Source organism: Chryseobacterium electrogenes (assembly GCF_053553015.1).
In genome coordinates this window covers 916,069-936,168 of sequence record NZ_JBNPPB010000002.1, presented here as the reverse complement: position 1 = coordinate 936,168, position 20,100 = coordinate 916,069, and the positions used below count along the sequence as shown (strand labels likewise).

13 protein-coding genes are annotated in these 20,100 nt (G+C 33.2%); 6 read left to right on the top strand and 7 right to left on the bottom strand.

All coding sequences use genetic code 11. The features are described from left to right. Nucleotides 1-15: 15 nt before the first annotated feature. A complete protein-coding gene (locus tag ACQQ6V_RS04185) occupies nucleotides 16-1,359 on the bottom strand; it encodes a sigma-54-dependent transcriptional regulator (protein WP_448844303.1) in 1,344 nt (447 codons plus the stop codon). 315 nt (nucleotides 1,360-1,674) lie between these two features. On the opposite strand from ACQQ6V_RS04185, the gene ACQQ6V_RS04180 reads away from it, so the two are divergent. The 4 genes from ACQQ6V_RS04180 (at nucleotide 1,675) to ACQQ6V_RS04165 (ending at nucleotide 7,438) form a co-directional block, all read left to right on the top strand. Next, nucleotides 1,675-2,796 (top strand): efflux RND transporter periplasmic adaptor subunit, encoded by a 1,122-nt coding sequence (locus ACQQ6V_RS04180; protein WP_448844302.1) that lies wholly within the window; start codon nucleotides 1,675-1,677, stop codon nucleotides 2,794-2,796. Between the two features lie 28 nt (nucleotides 2,797-2,824). Then, nucleotides 2,825-3,547 carry an ABC transporter ATP-binding protein gene (locus tag ACQQ6V_RS04175; protein ID WP_448844301.1) on the top strand — a complete coding sequence of 241 codons (723 nt, stop codon included), beginning with the start codon at nucleotides 2,825-2,827 and terminating at the stop codon, nucleotides 3,545-3,547. Between the two features lie 92 nt (nucleotides 3,548-3,639). Continuing rightward, nucleotides 3,640-6,054 (top strand): ABC transporter permease, encoded by a 2,415-nt coding sequence (locus ACQQ6V_RS04170; RefSeq protein WP_448844300.1) that lies wholly within the window; start codon nucleotides 3,640-3,642, stop codon nucleotides 6,052-6,054. An 88-nt stretch (nucleotides 6,055-6,142) separates the two neighbouring features. Then, nucleotides 6,143-7,438: a TolC family protein gene (locus ACQQ6V_RS04165; protein ID WP_448844299.1), complete on the top strand. Its 1,296-nt coding sequence runs from the start codon at nucleotides 6,143-6,145 to the stop codon at nucleotides 7,436-7,438. 7 nt (nucleotides 7,439-7,445) lie between these two features. Here the strand turns inward: ACQQ6V_RS04165 and ACQQ6V_RS04160 are convergent, their stop codons facing one another. The 5 genes from ACQQ6V_RS04160 to ACQQ6V_RS04140 all read right to left on the bottom strand — a co-directional run bounded on the left by ACQQ6V_RS04160 (nucleotide 7,446) and on the right by ACQQ6V_RS04140 (nucleotide 13,879). Continuing rightward, nucleotides 7,446-7,814, bottom strand: coding sequence for a VOC family protein (locus ACQQ6V_RS04160; RefSeq protein WP_448844298.1), 369 nt, complete (start codon nucleotides 7,812-7,814; stop codon nucleotides 7,446-7,448). A 137-nt stretch (nucleotides 7,815-7,951) separates the two neighbouring features. Then, complete coding sequence (gene acnA, locus ACQQ6V_RS04155) at nucleotides 7,952-10,726, bottom strand: aconitate hydratase AcnA (protein ID WP_448844297.1); 2,775 nt, start codon at nucleotides 10,724-10,726, stop codon at nucleotides 7,952-7,954. A gap of 201 nt (nucleotides 10,727-10,927) precedes the next feature. Then, a complete protein-coding gene (locus tag ACQQ6V_RS04150; RefSeq protein WP_448844296.1) occupies nucleotides 10,928-11,629 on the bottom strand; it encodes a CoA transferase subunit A in 702 nt (233 codons plus the stop codon). Between the two features lie 270 nt (nucleotides 11,630-11,899). Next, on the bottom strand, nucleotides 11,900-13,219 hold the full coding sequence (gene mgtE / locus ACQQ6V_RS04145) for a magnesium transporter (protein ID WP_448844295.1): 1,320 nt from the start codon (nucleotides 13,217-13,219) through the stop codon (nucleotides 11,900-11,902). A 78-nt stretch (nucleotides 13,220-13,297) separates the two neighbouring features. After that, nucleotides 13,298-13,879, bottom strand: a complete 582-nt coding sequence (locus ACQQ6V_RS04140) for a pyruvate decarboxylase (RefSeq protein WP_448844294.1) — start codon at nucleotides 13,877-13,879, stop codon at nucleotides 13,298-13,300. A 164-nt stretch (nucleotides 13,880-14,043) separates the two neighbouring features. Here ACQQ6V_RS04140 and polA point away from each other — a divergent pair, with 164 nt between their 5' ends. Further along, the gene (polA, locus tag ACQQ6V_RS04135) at nucleotides 14,044-16,863 is read left to right on the top strand and encodes a DNA polymerase I (RefSeq protein ID WP_448844293.1); all 2,820 of its coding nucleotides are present in this window, start codon (nucleotides 14,044-14,046) and stop codon (nucleotides 16,861-16,863) included. 227 nt (nucleotides 16,864-17,090) lie between these two features. Further along, nucleotides 17,091-18,119, top strand: a complete 1,029-nt coding sequence (locus ACQQ6V_RS04130) for a M28 family metallopeptidase (protein ID WP_448846172.1) — start codon at nucleotides 17,091-17,093, stop codon at nucleotides 18,117-18,119. Nucleotides 18,120-18,175: 56 nt separating this feature from the next. On the opposite strand, the gene ACQQ6V_RS04125 is transcribed toward ACQQ6V_RS04130, so the two are convergent. After that, on the bottom strand, nucleotides 18,176-19,228 hold the full coding sequence (locus ACQQ6V_RS04125) for an alpha/beta hydrolase (protein WP_448844292.1): 1,053 nt from the start codon (nucleotides 19,226-19,228) through the stop codon (nucleotides 18,176-18,178). Between the last annotated feature and the right edge of the window lie 872 nt (nucleotides 19,229-20,100).

Below are 20,100 nucleotides of genomic sequence, written 5' to 3'. Positions count from 1 at the left end.
GAAATTTATCTTTATTTATAACCCGAATTTCTCCATTCTTCTGTATAAAGCTGCTCTGGATAATCCAAGATCTTCGGCGGCAGATGAGATATTGCCTTGATTTTTTTTCAATGCTTTTTTGATTAATATTTCTTCCATTTCGTCAATATTAAGATTAGTAATGGCCGATTCTTGCTCTTCTAATTGAGGAATTAGAAGTTGAAGATGATTCTCACTCGACAATATCACACTTCTTTCTATGCAATGATCCAACTCTCGGATATTACCAGGCCAAGGATAATTCTGAAGTTGTGCAATGAGTTGTTGGCTTAGCTCCAATGCCGGTTTGTGATACTTTTGCTTGTAACGATCCAGAAAATATTGAGACAAAATTGCAATGTCTTCTTGCCGATCTCTAAGCGCCGGAATATTAATTTCTAAAGTATTAATTCTGTAATACAAATCCTGTCGGAAACGATTGTCGGCAACGGCTTTTTTAAGATTTTCGTTGGTGGCAAAAATAAATCTGACATCCAGCGATCTTTCTTTGGACTCGCCAATTCTGCTGAGTTTTTTATTTTGAATTAAACTTAATAATTTGGTTTGAAGCTGAAGAGGGAGATTTCCTATTTCGTCTAAGAAAACAGTACCATTTTGAGCATTTTCTATTTTTCCTGCATAATCCTGATGCGCATCGGTAAAAGCACCTTTTTTGTAACCGAATAATTCTGACTCAAAAAGGTTTTCTGAAATACTTCCCAAATCAATATGCACAAAAGGTTCGTTTTTTCTTACCGATTGTTCGTGGATAGACTCTGCCAAGACATATTTTCCGGTTCCGTTTTCTCCCAAAAGAAGGACGTTAGCGTCGGTTGGTGAGACTTTTTTTATCTGTTCAAGAACTTCTTGCATCTTTACAGATTGGCTTTCTAATTGGTATTGATTAGTTTTAGTATTTATATTTTCCCACTGACTTAATTTCTTATTCTTCCGAGAAATGTCAACAGCAAGATTGACAGAAGCGTAGAGTTTCTCATTGTTCCAAGGTTTTAGTATAAAATCTGAGGCGCCATTTTTCAACGCTTCTACGGCCAATTCTACCTCGCCGTAAGCCGTCATTAATATAATGGGCAATTGTGGTTCTAGCGTTTTAATTTCTTTCATCCAGTACAAACCATCTTGTCCGTTTTCAAATCCTTTTCGGAAATTCATATCTAGAACTGCCGTATCAATTTGATTTTCAGTTAGAAATTTTAAAATCTTCGTGGGCTGACTAAGAATACTAACTTGCGTGAAAAATTTTTTCAACCATACTTTAGCAGAAAATAAAATGTCTTCGTCATCATCAACGATTAATATATGAGCTTCTTTTTTGCGCATTTTTTATTTTTAAATTTAAAATCAATAACCATCAATCTATCAAAAGTGTCCGTTATCGAACAAAAAGTGTCCGAAAATGAACAGTTTTTAGAATTGCTTAAATAGCTTTGTTTCAGGTTTACAGCAACTTACAAACTTATAAATCTCTGGCACTCGACTTGCGTAATTAACTGTAAGCAAACGAGTTATATTATTATGGATACGAAAATAGTAAAAAAGAAATCTAAATTAAAATTTGTTTTGATAACAGTAGTAACAATTGTTATAATTTCATTATTTAGCCTTTATTTTTTCAAACAAAAAAAGACCTATAATGTGTCAAGCCAAGAGATACAAACAGATCAAGTAACACAAGGAAAATTCGAAGATATGTTGATGCTTACCGCGCAGACACAATCTCTTAATTCTTCTTTGGTTAATGTGTTAGAAGGTGGCGCGATCAAAGAAATTTTTGCAGAAGATGGTCAGATTTTAACCAAAGGACAGCCCATTGCTCAAGTTTATAATCCTAATACAGAATTCTCTTACCTTAATCAAGAGACCGGAATTATGCAACAGATTAGCCAGATGAGAAATAGTTTGTTGGAGCTCAAAAATCAAGAATTTATTCAGGATAAAGAAATACTGCAATCTCAAAATGATTATAATACGGCGTTACAATCTTTTAATTTACAAAAACGTCTTTATGATGCAGAAATCGGTAGAAAGACAGATTATGATATCAGCCTGCAAAATCTTAATTATCAAAAACAAAGAAAATCAATTGTAGAAAAAGGTGCTTATAACGAAAAAGTATCGCGAAGTGCTCAGATGTCAGCGATTAATTCTTCTATCGCTCAGATGGAAAAAAGTCGGAAAATCCTGCATTCTAACAAAAATAATTTCTTAATTATGGCACCAGCTTCTGGGAGATTATCTTCTTTTAATGTGTCGATAGGAGAGAACTTAACAACAGGACAAAGCATTGGTAAGATCGATCTGATGGACGGTTACAAGCTCATTGCAAAAGTTGACGAGTATTATATTAACAAGCTTAATATCGGGATTAGAGGTAATCTAGACAATAACGGAAAAGACTATGAAGTGATAATCTCCAAGATATTACCAGAAGTTAAAGACGGACAGTTTTCTGTAGAGCTTAATTTTGTAGATTCTAAAGCAGAAAACCTAAAAATAGGGATGACTTTTGGGGTTAAATTAAAACTATCAGCCGATACGCAAAGCATGATGATTCCGAAAGGTAATTTTTCTAAAGATACCAATGGCAAATGGATTTTTGTAGTTATTGGCAACAAAGCCAAAAAAATAAATATCACTTTAGGCAGAGAAAATCCATTATATTACGAAGTAACGTCTGGCTTAAAAGCTGGCGAAACCATTATAACTTCTGACTATACAGAACTCAAGAAATACGAAATTTTAGATATAAAAAAATAAACTAATTCAACTTTAAAAATAAATCAAAATGATCCAAATCAAAAATCTATCAAAAGTATATAAAACCGAAGATGTACAGACTAACGCGCTTAACAATGTAAGTCTAGAGATTAAAGAAGGTGATTTTGTCGCCATTATGGGACCTTCGGGTTGTGGTAAGTCGACTTTTCTTAATATTTTAGGACTGTTGGACACGGCTTCTTCGGGGTCTTATCAGTTCGAATCTATAGAAACTATTGGCACGTCGGAAAAGAAAAAATCAGAAATCAGAAAGAAAAATATAGGATTTATTTTTCAGAATTTCAACCTAATTGATGAGCTTACCGTTTACGAAAATATAGAATTACCCTTAATCTACAACGGCGTTTCTTCTTCCGAAAGAAAATTAAGAGTAGAAGAAATTATGACCAAAATTAATATCGCGCACAGAGCCAAACATTATCCGCAACAACTTTCTGGAGGTCAGCAACAAAGAGCTGCCGTTGCAAGAGCTTTGGTAACCAAACCAAAATTAATTCTTGCGGATGAGCCAACAGGAAATCTGGATTCCTCTAACGGAAATGAAGTGATGAATCTCCTGGCAGAACTTCACAGAGAAGGCTCTACGATTGCAATGGTAACGCACTCTTCTTACGATGCGGGTTACGCTTCTCGAGTGGTGACGATGAAAGATGGCGAAATTTTCTCAGAAGAACACGCTTCTCAAAGAAAGGACGTCTTCCAAAAAGCAGATGCCAAAAACTTTGAATAATCTTTTAGTGTATCGTATATGGTGTTGAGTTTTTTGCTCAATCAAATATTAAAACCTGAATACAAAACACTAGAAACCAAAAACCAAAAATTATGTTACAAAATTGGCTCAAAATTGCCTTCATCAATTATAAAAAGAACTGGTTGTCCACGGTAATTAACTTATTTGGATTAACTATCGGATTAACAGGATTTATGCTCATTCTTATGCATTGGAATGACGAAGAATCTTTCGAAAAGTGGAACCCAAAACGTGAGAATATTTATTCTTTCCAGACGTACAACAAGTCCGAAAATTCTTACGGACATAATATCTCTGTGCCTATGGCAAGGCGTGCGAAAGATGTAATATCCGAAGTCCAAGATTATGTCTTACTGAATGGTTATATGATAAATGTTAAGATGACCACAAAAGATAAAACAGTCTACCAAAAGGATGGTATGACGGGAACGGAAAGTTTTTTTAATTTTTTCCCTTTCAAGTTGGTTAATGGAAGTTATAAAGATGCGCTGAAAGGTGCTAATGTTATTGCGCTCTCGACAACAACGGCTAAAAATATTTTTGGTAAAACCGATGTGGCAGGCGAAAGTTTAAAATTTAATGGCAATAATTTTGTGGTGACTGCAGTGTATGAGCTTCCAAAGGAAAATAGTCAGATTAAGCCAGCATTTATCTATAATCCAGTAGAACAGATAAAGAACGATGAGAAAAATTGGGGTAACTTCAACTATGCTGCTTTTTTTATGTTGAAACCAGGCTCTGATGCCAAAACTGTCGAAAATAAGTTTGTAAAAGATATTTTTGAATACCGTGCAAGCTTAGATAAAGACGAAGCTAAAGTTACCATTCAACAATATCTGGATCTTTATGGTCCTAACGGTTGTGTATTAACGCCTTTGGATCAAATTAAATTGCATGCAAAAGCATCTTGGTTCAGTAATCCTGATTTCAAAACATTGATGATTTTGTTTACCTTATCAGTTTTAATTGTGATTTTGTCGGCAATTAATTTTATTAATCTGAAAACAGCTCAAGCCTCTCAACGTGCTAAAGAAATTGGTGTAAGAAAAGCAATTGGCAGTAGTAAATCAGGTCTTATTCTTCAGTTTTTGATGGAAACTTTCATCATTTGCATCGCATCTTATATATTATCATTGGCTTTGGCAGAATTGCTTTTACCAAGTTTCAACAAGTTTTATGACAAAGAAATGATGATGATAGATTGGCATGTTTATTTTTACTCTTTCTTGATGGTAATTGCGGTAACGCTCATTTCAGGCTTAATCCCCGCAACGTACTTGTCTAACTTTAAGGCTATAGAAACGCTTAAAGGAAATTTTGCCAGAAGCAAACATGGTGTTTGGCTTAGGAATGGGATTTTGACTCTGCAATTAATTATTTCTTCATTCTTCATTATTGGCGGATTAATCGTTAATCAGCAAGTAAATTATATGATGAATAAAGATCTTGGATACAGCGGGAAGCAGATTATAATGATTAATTTCAGTGAAGAAACACAAAAACCTTGGCTGAAATACGAAAAACTAAAAACCGAACTGAGAAAAATACAAGGTGTTACTGATATTTCTTATGGAGAAGTAGTGCCTGGTAGCAATAGATCTAGTAGTTCTAACATGGATTATAAAGATAAAAGTATCCAAGGGCAACACGGATCTATGGATTATAATTTTCTTCAATTTATTAATGTTAAATTGAAAGTAGGACGTTGGTTAGATCCTAATCTGGCATCCGATACAATCAATAATGTCCTTATTAACGAGGCTTTTGTAAGAAAATTTGGCTGGAAAGATGAGGACGCTTTAAAAAATGAAATCAGACCAGGATTTGATAATAAAAACTATAAAATTGTAGGCGTTGTAAAAGACTTCAATATTAGAAGCTTAAAAGCAGAAGTAGAGCCTATTATATTTTTTCATTATCGAGAAACTTCATGGAAGAAATTTTTTGTCTATAACATTCAATTAAAACTAGATCCTGCCGATATCGATGGCACTGTAAAAAGGCTGAAAACCTATTGGCAAAGCAATGTAGAGCAAGGTTATCCTTTTGATTATTATTTCTTAGACCAGAAGTTCGCGAAGACATTTGAGAAATATCAGAAACAGCAGACTTTGTTTACCATTCTTAATGTAATGGTTTTAATTGTAGCCTTGTTGGGATTATTTGCTTTGTCATCCTTAATGATTGAGCAAAAATTGAAAGATGTCGCCATCAGAAAAACCTTAGGTGCATCAGACTGCATATTAATAGTAGGATTAACCAAACAATTTCTTTGGATTACTCTAATCGCAGTATTAATTAGTATTCCGATAAGTTATTACTTGATTAATGAATGGCTGAAAGATTTCGCCTACCGAATCGAGATGCCTCTGTGGCCGTTTTTCTTTAGCCTTATTATTTTACTTCTCTTGACCTTTGCTGTAGTCAGTATCAAAGCATATCAAGCTACAAAAGTTAGTCTTATAAAGTATCTAAAATACAAATAAAATCTAAAATTATTAGTCCGATATCTGAAGTTTTCAATGGCGATAACTTTGAATATCAGGCCTTTAATTTCGATTAAAAATAGCTACAATGAAAAAAATATTCTTCATATTAATCATCAACCTTTTCCCGGCACAACAATCATGGAGCTTGCAGCAATGTCTGGATTACGCCGCCGCCAATCATCCTCTTGTGAAGCAAGCGACGATTAATCTTAAAAAAAATGATCGCCAAATTGCAGCTGTCAAAGGTCTGTTATTGCCTTCTTTAGAAGCTGGGATTAACCATAGTTATAGTTTTGGATCTTCTATTAATCAATCCAGTAACCAACGAGAAGCGCTTAATACACAATACGATCAGTTTATAGCACAAGCTAATGTTGAGTTATTCAACTGGCGCAATTATCTCAATATTTCTTTGTCAAAACTGAATAAAGAAACCAATTTTTACCGATTGAAACAAGCTAAAAATGAGGTAAGTCTTAATGTTATCCATACATTTTTTAATTATCAAAATAGTAAAAGTTGGTTAGAGGTTCTTCAAACTCAGATTTCTGGAATTGAAGATCAAATTAAACGTACCGAGAAAGAAGTAGAAATCGGAAGTCGCTCAAAAAGTGATATTTATGACATCAAAGCCAACCTAGGAACTTTGCAAGAACAATGGGTTTCTGCTAAAAATCAGCGGGATTTGGCTAAAATTAATCTGCTAAATACGTTGGCACTAACGCAAGATTCGGTTGATTTTGTGATGAATGATAACGATGTTATTAAGGAAAATGATTTTGATAATCCCAACTTTACAACGCAATTATTAGAGAAGAATCCAGCATATTTAGCCGTGATTACAGAGATTAAAGCGCAAGAAAAAAATGTTAATATCGTGCGATCTAACTATCTGCCAACACTTAACGGAAGTTATAGCTGGTCTACGTTTTACAATAAATCTTTAGGAAAAGATAATATTTCTGCCATGGGATTTTCGGATCAATTTAGTCAAAACAAAAATCAATCGTTGTCATTGGGACTTAATATTCCGATTTTTAACAAATTTCAAATTAAAAATAATACCGAAATCTCTAAGCTAAATGTCATCAATACTAACTACGACAAGGATTTGATTATTAATAATTTGATGCAAAGTATTAATTCAATAAAAGTTCAATTTCTTAATGCCCAAGAAAAATACAGTTTATTAGAAGCCAACTTCGAAAATCAAAAATTATCATTTCAAAAATCTGAAGAAAAATATAAAGAAGGACTTATGGATGCCTATACTTTTTTTGTGGTGAGAAATAACTGGTTACAAGCTAATTACAACTTAATTAATAGCAAGAATAATGTCATCCAACAAAATGAACTGCTTAAAGTTATGAAATCTGAATAGTTACTTATTATCTATGCTGATCAATTAATATCATATTTCCATCAGGGTCTAGTAAGCTTATGCTTGCCGGGCCTTGATAGGAATTAATCTGTGCATCTATCTCTAATCCTGATTGCTCTAGACTTTCTGCAATAGTTCTTACATCTTGATAATTTTCTAATTCTTTTGCATCTTGATCCCAGCCAGGATTAAAAGTTAATATATTACCATTAAACATGGCCTCGAACAAACCAATTAATACGGTATCATTTTTCATGATATAATATTTTTGATCTATATTTCCCGCAAAAACATGGAAACCTAATTTTTCGTAAAATTCTTTTGAAACTGTTAAATCCTTAACACTTAGACTCACAGAAAAAGCTCCTAATTTCATATTGCAAATTGATTTTCTAAATTAATACATTAATACGACATCACAAAATTAGTCTACTACATAAAAAAGCACCTATTAAAAGTGCTTTTTTATTAATTATTTGAAGTGAAATTTCTTCTAAATCTTAGAGTATTACCTTAGCTATTCTTTAGGTAATCTCTTAAAACATATTGCAAAATACCTTGATTCTTATAATATTCTATTTCTATAGCAGAATCTAATCTCGCTTTTACATTAAATTTTATTTCTTTCCCTGAAGGATGCAATGCAGTTACTTCAATGATTTTCTGTGGTTTCAGATTATCAGCCAAGCCAATGATATTGTAGGTTTCTGTCCCATCTAAGCCTAGAGATTCTGCGTTTTGTCCATCCATGAAAACGAGTGGCGCAATACCCATACCGACCAAATTACTTCTGTGGATACGCTCGAAGCTTTCTGCAATTACAGCTCTAACTCCTAGTAAGAAAGTTCCCTTTGCTGCCCAATCTCGTGATGATCCAGATCCATATTCTTTACCCGCCAAAACGATTAATGGAGTATGATCTTTCTCGTAAGCCATAGCTGTATCAAAGACTGTTTTTACTTCGTTGGTAGGAAAGTACTTACTATAACCTCCTTCTTTATCTGCTATTTTATTTTTTATCCTAACATTGGCAAATGTACCACGCATCATCACCTCATGATTACCACGACGAGAGCCATAAGAGTTAAAATCTTCTGTTTTAACATTATGATTTTTAAGATAATTCCCCGCTGCCGAATCTTCTTTAAAAGATCCTGCGGGAGAGATATGATCCGTAGTAACAGAGTCTCCTAGATACAATAAAACTCTAGCATTAACGATGTCTGTTATTGCTTTTGGCGTAACACTTAGATTTTCAAAAAACGGTGCTTCCTTAATATATGTTGAGTCTTTTCTCCATTCAAAATTTTGATCAAGATTAACTTCTAGATTTTGCCAATCTGTAGAACCATCAAAAATAACATCATAAACTTCTTTGAAATCATCCTGTTTCATACATTGATTAATGGTTTCTTGAATTTCTTCTCGAGATGGCCAGATATCCTTTAGATAAACAGCTTGTCCATTAGGATCATAATCAATAGGATCTTCCATCAAGTTAATGTCAACATGCCCAGTTAAGGCGTATGCAACGACCAACATAGGTGACATTAGAAAATTCATTTTAACTTGAGGATGCACTCTTGCTTCAAAATTTCGGTTACCGGATAATACGGAAGCTACTACTAATTCTCCTTTTTCTACAGCAGTTGCAATAGCTGGCGGTAATGGACCAGAGTTCCCTATACAAGATGTACAGCCATAACCAACTGTATGAAAACGAAGTGCTTCTAAGTCGGTATTCAGTCCTGATCTTTCTAGATATTTTGTAACTACTTTTGATCCTGGAGCTAATGATGTTTTAACCCAAGGTTTGCTTCTTAGTCCTTTTTCTATGGCATTTCTAGCTAATAGACCTGCGCCAATCATTACAGCAGGATTAGATGTATTGGTACAACTTGTAATTGCTGCAATAACGATACTTCCATCGCTTAATATAAATTCTGAATTATTTTGTTTTATCCTTACCGCATGTAATGAATCCTGAATAACATCAGAATGTGTATCTCCTTCTATAGGAACTTTCCCAAAGGTGAACTCCGTACCAGAACCACCATCAGATAACCAAGCATATTCTTTTCTTGTAGATAAAGGTTCATAATCTCTGTGGTGTTCATTTTTAAGAGATTCTGCAAATTTTTCGCTAAGGTTTTTAACTAATATTTTATCCTGAGGACGTTTTGGGCCAGAAACGGTGGGCTCCAAAGTACTAAGATCTAACTCTACGATAGAGGAGTATTGGATATTTTCATTACCAGTTCTCCATAAGAGGTTTTCTTTACAATATTCTTCTACTATTTTTATCTGCTCTGGAGATCTATTGGTAGAATGCATATATTCTAAAGTTCTATTGTCAATAGGGAAATACGTCACTGTACATCCAAATTCTGGTGACATATTAGAAATTGTTGCACGATCTGTAACGGTTAGATGATCTAATCCATCCCCAAAAACTTCTACAAATTTCCCTACTACACCTTCATCCCTCAAGGTTTTAGTAATAAAGAGAACCATGTCCGTTGCGGTACATTGATTAGGAATCTTACCAGTTAATTTTAAACCAACTACTTCTGGACAAGTAAAGAAAATAGGCTGACCAAGCATAGCTGCTTCTGCTTCTATACCGCCAACACCCCAAGCAATAACCCCAATCCCATTAACCATTGGTGTATGAGAATCGGTTCCTACTAAAGTATCAGGGAAAAGCCATCCTTCTTTTTCTGTGACACCTTTAGCCAGATATTCTAGATTAACTTGATGACAAATCCCCATACCAGGAGGTACAACGGTGAAATTTTTTAATCCTTTTTGTGCCCACTTGAGCAACTCATAACGTTCTGTATTACGATCATATTCTAACTGTACATTTTTGTCATAAGAATAATCAGTACCAAAAAAATCTACCTGAACAGAATGATCAATTACCAAGTCAACAGGAATTGCTGGATTAATCTTTTCGCCATCTTTCCCATGTCTTACAAATTCTGCACGTAATGATGCCATATCAACCACCGCCGGAACTCCTGTAAAATCCTGCATTAATATTCTTGCCGGTTTAAAAGGTATATCCTTATCATTAAACTCTGGTTTCCAATGAAGCAAGGTATCTATATGCTCATCGGTAATACTAAAATTATCATAATTCCTTAGAACATTCTCTAGAAGAATTCTGATACTAAAGGGTAAATGGTCTACATTACCACCTGGAAGATTTTTGAGAGAACAAAATTGATAGTTTTTACCATTAATTGAAAGTTCTTGTACAGATTTTGCGTTTTGAGTGCTCATAAATGTTTTTTATAATACATAAAGTTAGTTTTAAATTTTATTCTAAATATCATATTAATACACATTAACACTAATTTAAGAATAATCTAGCCTTATCATAATTTTCTCATATCAGCGTAGAAAAAGACTTCTAATGACCATTAGTCATAGACATAAAAAGTTTTTATAACAAAAAGAATTTTTTTATAAAAAAACAATCAATTAATCAGCTTTTCTTACTGTGCGTTGCTCAATGCGTTTTTCATAATCTTTCCCTTGGAAGATACGATGTACATAGATGCCTGGTGTATGGATTTCGTCTGGATTAAGATCTCCAGCTTCTACTAATTCTTCGACTTCTGCAATAGTTATTTTACCAGCCATTGCCATTAATGGGTTGAAATTTCTGGATGTAGAACGAAAGATTAAATTACCTGCTGTATCACCTTTCCATGCTTTAACAATTGCAAAATCAGCATCAAAGGCATATTCTAATAAATAATCTTTACCATCAAAATTACGTACTTCTTTACCTTCTGCAACTTCTGTCCCAACTCCTGCCGGCGTATAGACAGCAGGCATACCGTATCCGGCAGCCATACAACGAGTAGCCAAAGTCCCTTGTGGGATAAGGTCTACCTCTAACTCTCCACTTAATAACTGTCTTTCGAACTCTGCATTTTCTCCAACATATGAAGAAATCATTTTTTTAATTTGTTTCTTCTGCAATAATAATCCTAGTCCAAAATCATCAACTCCAGCATTATTAGAAATGCATGTTAATCCTTTAATATTTTTATTAACTAATTCTGTAATACAATTCTCGGGAATACCACAAAGACCAAAACCTCCCAACATGATTGTTGCGTTATCTTGGATATCAACACAAGCTTCCTGAACATTTTTTACTGTTTTATTAATCATATTTCTTCTATCTTGAATTTATAATTTTATGTTCTAAAGATATGATTTTTTAGAATTTGAAGAAAAAAAATTGGATAGTATGATCTAACATTTACTAATATGATTATTCATAGTTAATCATACCGTAATTATTAATTGTAAAATCAGCACAGGATTTTCACGAATAATGAGTCTTAATGCATATAAAGTCATTAAGAATACTTTTAATCATAACAGATTATTGGCAATTAATTTTATTAAAATAAAGCCACTATAAAAATGAATTTGATTCTAGAGCAATCTACCTGTCAAGAACATTCCTGCAACAGTAAAGTAGATGATTAGTCCTGTTACATCTACCAATGTTGCCACAAAAGGTGCAGAAGAAGTTGCTGGATCTAGCTTGAATTTTTTGAGAACGAAAGGTATCATAGATCCAGAAAGCGTCCCCCAAAGTACGATCGCAACAAGAGAGACCGAAACACTTAGACCAACATAAGCCCAATAAATTCCGTAATCGAATAAGCCTATTTTTTGCCAAAGCATGATTCTAACAAAGCCAATGATACCGAGGATTGTCCCTAGACATAATCCAGAAATAATCTCTTTTTTCATGACATACCACCAATCTTTCAGAGTCAATTCTTGCAAAGCCATGGCTCTAATAATTAAAGTTGCAGCCTGAGATCCAGAGTTACCACCACTAGAAATAATTAATGGAACAAATAATGCTAAAACAACTGCTTTTTCAATCTCTTTGTCAAAATATCCCATTGCCGAAGCTGTGAGCATTTCTGATACAAAAAGTATGATAAGCCATGTCGCTCTTTTCTTAATCATCTCTGTCCAAGAAGTATGCGTATAAGGCAAATCTAAAGCTTCTAGACCACCAAATTTTTGAATATCTTCAGTATTCTGCTGTTCAATCTGATCTAAGATATCATCAATAGTTACGATACCAACCAATACGCCAGCTTCTGTAATAATCGGCATTGCGCTACGGTCATACTTTTCGAAGTAAGGGACAGCATCCTCTTTGGAAGTTGTTGTGGTAATGGCAACAAAATGATTATCGCTTAACTCAGAGATTAATTGATCTTCGTCCGCCAGTAGAAGAGTACCAATCGTAATATCGTCTATTAATCGATTTTTTTCGTCTACAACGTAAAGGTAATTCATGGTTTCTACCTTTTCTCCAACTTTTTTAATTTGTTGGAAACAACGCTTCACTGTCCATTCTTTTCTGATCTGGATGTAATAAGGCGTCATTAATCTTGCAATAGAGTCTGAGTTGTAACCTAATAATTTTAGAGCAACACGACGTTCTTGTGGATTAAGGAGATTGATAGAATATTTGATAAGTTCGTCTGGGAAATCTTCAAAAAGCTGTGTACGGTCATCAGGAGACATCTCATTAAGGATATAAGCCACCTCATTACTACCAATACTTCGGATAGTTTCTTCTTGAAAAACCTGATCTAGATGTGCGAAAACTTCTGCTTTATGCGTTTTTGGAACTTTCAAAAACGCGATTATCCTTTCTTTAGCAGTTAAATTGCTTAAAGATTCGGCAATATCAGCAGGATTTAAAATTAGCTCCGTATTTTCCACATCGTCATTTTTAGCCTTGCAAAAGTATTAAAAACTCAACGAATAAAGCAACAAAATCTGGAAACTAACTGATAATTACTATGAAGATTTATTAATAAGCATCTTTCGGTTGTGTAACTCCTTGTTCATTTTGTTAAGAGCACCCTTAGTTCCTATTTTCACAGAGTTCTCTGCAGAGCCCAACATACGACCGTTACCTTTATAGGTATCATAAGAGGTTTCCATAATAAAGTTACCTGCAGCATCGTAAAGCTTAAGACTTACAACAACCTGATTAGAAAATACATACTTCCCAAATCCAACCTTAAAATAAGTAACCTTTGGTACAATAGCAATATCAGCATCATTATTTTTGCAAAGATCTTTCAGCATCGTTACATCCACATCATCAAAAGACATTGGTGTATCAATTTTAAGATAATTTCTTGTTCCTAAGGACATCATCTTATCAGAGGCTGCACTGAAAAATGTAGTGTATGTAGGGTCTTTAATCTCGAAAACATCAGGAATTACCTCAGGATTAAAGTAAATAATACGATTGATATTATTAAGTTTTATATCTTTATTAATGTATTTTAGGCTGTCACCAAGATTAGCGCAGCTTACTAAGAATGCAGCAACAGCAATGGTTATAGCACCAAAAAATAGTTTTTTTTTCATCTGTTTTCCTTGAAGCAAAAATACTGCCATTTCTATAAATACTACTATAAAAAATAAGCTTTTTTAACATTTTTCTCATACTGATAATCAAAGGCTTATAAAAATAGAAACTTGATCGCTTCTAAAATTAACTTTTTGAAGCAAAAATCCTTACTTTTGTGATTATGACAGCAGACAAAAGACTTTTCTTAATAGATGCTTATGCTATGATTTTTCGTGGCTATTACGCTTTTATTAAAAATCCTAGACTTTCTACTAAAGGATTGGATACATCCGCAATTTTTGGTTTCACAAACTCTTTAATAGAATTGATAAAAAGAGAGCGTCCATCGCATCTTGCTGTTGTTTTTGATGTAGGTAGGAGTAATATCCGTCATGAAGATTATAGCGAGTATAAAGCTAATCGCCAAGAAACTCCAGAAGCTATCATCATTGCAAAACCATATATCCATGAGATTCTAAAAGCTATGCATATCCCAATTCTTGGTGTAGAAGGCTATGAAGCTGATGATGTTATTGGGACTTTATCTTGCAAGGCAGAAAAACAAGGTTATGACGTCTTTATGGTAACGCCAGACAAGGATTTTGCTCAATTAGTAACGGACAAAGTCAAGATGTATAAGCCTGGATTAAAGGGTGGTGATATAGAAATATTAGGAGTACAAGAAGTTAAAGAAAAATATGAAGTAGATGATCCTAAACAAATCATAGATTATCTTGGGATGATGGGTGATGCTGTAGATAATATCCCTGGATTAGAAGGTGTTGGAGAAAAAACTGCCAAAAAATTCATCAAAGAATATGGCTCTATGGAAAATCTTTTAGCCCATACACATGAGTTAAAAGGTAAACTAAAAGAGAAAGTAGAAAATAGTGCAGAAAGAGGTTTGTTATCCAAAAAATTAGCTACTATTTTGTGCGATGCTCCGGTAGAATTTCACGAAAAAGAATACGACTTAGAAACACCTGATTTTGATAAAGTTAATGAGATTTTCGAAGAGTTAGAATTCCGAAGACTGTATGATAATTTATATAGAGTTTTTGCAACAGATAACAATAATAAAGTCGTTGTAGAAAAAGAGATCAGTCCAAAAGATGAACCTAAAAATGCACAAGTAACACAACTAGATTTATTTTCAAACTTTGATGAGTCAGCGCAGACTTTAACATCTAAGATTAATATCGAGCAAAACGATCATCTTTATCAATTAATTAGCGATACTAAAGCTCAAAAAATACTGGTACAGAATCTATTAAAGCAACCTTCAGTATGTTTTGATACAGAAACAACTTCCCTTAATGAGCTAGAAGCAGAGTTGATTGGGATGAGTTTTTCTTACCGAAAAGGGTTATCATATTATATCCCAATTCCTGAAAATAGAGAAGAAGCACAAGAGATTGTAGAGATATTTCGTCCCTTTTTTGAAGACGAAACCATATTAAAGATAGCGCATAATCTAAAATACGATTACAAGGTTTTAAAAAACTATAATATTGAGGTAAAAGGTAAGATATTAGACACCATGATTGCGCATTATCTTCTAAATCCTGATGGTCGTCATGGCATGGATTATTTAGCAGAAATGCACCTTAATTATATCCCAATTTCTATAGAAAGTCTTATTGGTAAAAAAGGTAAAAATCAATTAACATTAAGACAAATAGATCTTGCCACTCAGACACAATATGCTGCAGAAGACGCAGATATAACCTATCAATTATATGAATTATTTGCACCACAACTAAAAGCAGAAAACCTAGAAGAGTTATTCTACAACATAGAAATGCCATTGCTCAAAGTATTAGCTACTATGGAGTTAGAAGGTGTAAAACTAGATTCTGAATGGTTGGCAAAAGAAAGCAAAGATCTAGAAAATGACCTCAAACTTTTAGAAGAAAAAATCTTCGACTTATCGGGAGAAAATTTTAACATGAATTCTCCTAAGCAATTAGGTGAAGTCCTTTTTGAAAAATTAAAACTAGATCCCAAAGCTAAAAAAACCAAAACGGGCCAGTTTGCAACCTCAGAAGATGTATTACAAAAGCTAGCCGGCAAGCATGAGATCATTGCCTCTATATTAGAATACAGAACGCTCCAGAAGCTTAAGTCTACTTATGTTGACGCATTGCCCGAGCAGATAGATCCTATCGACAACCGTGTGCATACAACTTACGCACAGACCGTTGCAGCAACAGGACGTCTGGCAAGTGTTAATCCTAACCTGCAAAATATCCCAATCAGAACGTTGCGTGGACAACAGATTAGAGGTGCTTTTGTGGCTGATATTGGTAACAAAATTATTTCTGCCGATTATTCTCAAATAGAATTAAGATTAATTGCTGAGATTTCTGGCGAAGAAAATATGATTGAAGCCTTCCAGAATGGAGAAGATATTCACGCTGCGACAGCCGCAAAGTTGTTTAAAATTCCATTGGATGAAGTTACAAAAACTCAACGTAGTCAAGCGAAAAGTGTCAACTTCGGGATTATCTACGGACAAGGTGCTTTCGGGTTGGCAGACCAAACAGGAATGTCCAGAACTGAAGCAAAAGCCATGATTGATGCTTATTTTCAGACTTACCCAAGACTGAAAGAGTACATGAGCGAGCAAGTGGTAAAAGCCCGAGAGTTAGGTTATGTCTCTACATTATTAGGAAGAAAAAGACATCTTAATGATATCAATTCTACTAATTTTGTAGTAAAAGGTCATGCCGAACGTAATGCTGTTAACGCACCTATACAAGGAAGTGCCGCAGATATTATCAAGTTAGCTATGATTAATATCGAAGAAGAATTAAAATCTAAAAACCTTAAAACTAAAATGCTTTTGCAGGTGCATGATGAATTGGTTTTCGAAGCGCCTTTGGATGAAATAGAGATTGCAAAAGCTATGATTAAAGATAAAATGGAATCTGCTTTTGACACCAAAGTCCCATTGTTAGTAGAAGTTGGTGTTGGCGATAACTGGTTAGAAGCGCATTAATTATTAAAATATAAAACGTAATTCTAAATAAATATCGGATAAAAATAAATTATAAAACACCTTTTCGCGTAAGGGATTGACGTGGAAACCCCGCAGTGAGGCGCGAGCGTAGCGAGCGCCGATACGAGGAGTTGTAACAGAAAGCCCGACCCTCAGTTGATGCTGGATAAGCTCTGGGAACTGTGGGTTACGCCCCAAATATTAAAAACAAAGTATTTATGAAAAATATCAAATATCTAAGCTTGGTGGTAATCCTTGGGATGACACAAAGTTGTAAAACTTCTACAACTGGCGGAAAAGACTTTTCTATAAATGGAAAAGGTTTTAAGACGGCTTATAATAGTATAACAGAGGCTGATCTTAAGAAAAACCTTTACATCATTGCTTCTCCGGAGATGGAAGGTCGTGACACGGGAAGCCCAGGACAGAAAAAAGCTGGAGAATACATGATAAAACAATATGAATCTTATGGCATTTCTTACCCAAAAGCTTTAGGCTCATTTTATCAAAAAGTACCATCAGAATTTTTGAAAACCAGAAGAGGTGCTTTACCAGATTCTGAAAATATTTTAGCTTTTATAGAAGGCTCTGAAAAACCAGAAGAAATAGTTGTAATTTCTGCTCACTATGACCATATTGGGACTAAAAATGGAGTAGTATATCCTGGCGCTGATGATGATGGAAGTGGGACTGTAGGTGTTATGGAAATTGCAGAAGCTTTTCAGAAAGCTAAAAAAGCAGGTTACGGACCTAAGCGTTCTGTTTTATTTCTACATGTTACGGGCGAAGAGCACGGACTTTTAGGATCAGATTATTATAGTAAAAATCCAATCTTTCCTATGGCTAATACAGTCGTGAATCTTAATATTGATATGATTGGTAGAAGTGATAAAGAGAACCTAGGTAAGCAATATGTCTATGTTATTGGATCAGAAATGCTAAGCACCGATCTTAAAAAGATTAACGAACAAGCTAATAAAGATTCTCATAATTTAATTCTGAATTACAAATATGACGATCCTAAAGATCCAGACAGATTATATTACAGATCTGATCATTATAACTTTGCCAAAAATAATGTGCCAATAGCATTTTATTTTGATGGTATCCATGAGGATTATCATAAAGCTAGCGATACGCCGGAGAAAATAGATTATCCATTATTGCACAAAAGAACTCAGTTGGTATTTACCACCGCTTGGGAAATCGCCAATAGACCAGAGCGTATTATCGTAGATGGTAAAAATACAAGATAAATTATAGATTAAAAAAATGCTGTTCTTAACTGAACAGCATTTTTTTTGAGTAAATTCTATTTTGCAATATTAAACTCTTTTAATATTTTTATCAATTTTGGATTCTTGATATAAATATCGAAATTATGAGATTTCTGTCCTGTAAAATCCGTTTTCTCTAAGAAATTATAATGATTAACGAGATCATCATAAGTATCTACTTTATAACCTAGATCTGTAGGCTTTAACTTGTCAGAAAGAAAACCAAAATACTTTTTTAAGGTAGGATCAGAATTATTAATTGTAATATGAACCTTTTGTAATTGTGGCGTGAATTCTCTGTAAGTATCTTCTCCATCATTGAGATCTGAAGATTTAAAATCCTTTGCACCTATTGCTGGCGCGAGCATTATGCAATAAATTTTATTGTTATTCTCTTTTAATCTTTTAGAATCTTCATCAATATCTACATTGTGATTTTCCTTTCTATCTTTAATTTCGCTTTTGCTAAAAGGAGGATCGCTTAATGCACTCAGTACAACAGAAGCACCACGACTATGAGAAATAATATAAATATCTTTATTCTTTAAGCCGTTCAATAGTTTTCTTAACCCAAATTCTCCCGCCATCTGACTATTATTAGCGGCATTAAACCATATTTTTCCTGCACCAAACATTGATTTTGCAACCAAGCCATCCCAATAAAAATTAATTAATTGATCGTTATTAGTATTTGTATTTAGTAAATTCTTGATACTATTATAACTCTTAGAAGCTTGATTATAACTCGTATTAAAACCATGAACAAAAATAAAAATACGCTGTTTACTCTTAGCATTATCTGCAACTTGCTGTATTTTTTGCTTTTCCGTAGCCAATAGATTGCTTTCTTTGCCTTCATCAGTTGCTAATTTCATCAAAGAAAAAGCTTTATTATCTGCGGTTTTTGGCGGATTTCCATAATCAATTTTCCAATTATCTGGATAGAAATTACCGTTTTGATCGACAAAAGATATCGCTTTATTAGGTACAATAATTTGATTAGGATTACTATTTTGAGGCGTATTATGTATCGCTGCGCAAGACGTCATAATGAGCGAAAGACCAAATAAAAATAAAGATTTTTTCATAGAAATTACCTTTTCAAAATGTATGCCTAATTATATTTCTGGAGTCATTTTCCAATAAATTTTCTGGTTAAAATGAGCTTAAAATATCAAAAAATAATCTTAATTATAATAGAATTTAATTCTTAAAATAACGGAACAAATATATAAATAAAACCAAAAAATTCTAAATTTTAATCCCAAAATATCACTTTTTTCGCACGTTATTTTAGGCTAAATATTCTCTAATTTGACTAAAATAACACACCAATAACTGATAAAATATTAGGAGAAATTAGAATTTTTTGCTTGGGAAATAGTATAAATAATTTCAAATTTTAATCAAAAATAATGGTGTGAAAAGTTGGAAAATGATTTGGTTTGGGCAATTTTTATAACAGAAATTATCAATAGAAATTAAAGAAAAATGACTTGAAAAAAATATAAAAATCGAACTAAAAATTAGTCAAAATTTTATTTAAAAATGATGCTAATTTCAAAGAAAAAAAACAATTTTAAATGTGTCTTTTTATATAAATTTGATTTGTTTTTTTTAGTCGAAAACAAGATTTTTTCAATTGCTTTTATCAAAAAATAACCTTCATTTTTTTTGAATTAATTATGATCGATTAAATAAAAAAAAGACAAATTAAGAGTGAAAATAAAAGAAAATTTATAAAAAAATTCGTTTGATTTTTAGTAATATAATCAAACGAATTTTAATTATTTATATAAGCAAAATGATAAAAAATAAACGACAAATATTTTTGAAAACAAAAAGGAATATTTCAAAATGATCTAATTTTTGATTAAGAAATATCTTTTAATCAAGAATGAAATATAGATCTAAAATTTATAAAACTTCCTTCTTCATTATATAAAAATGCTATTAGCTT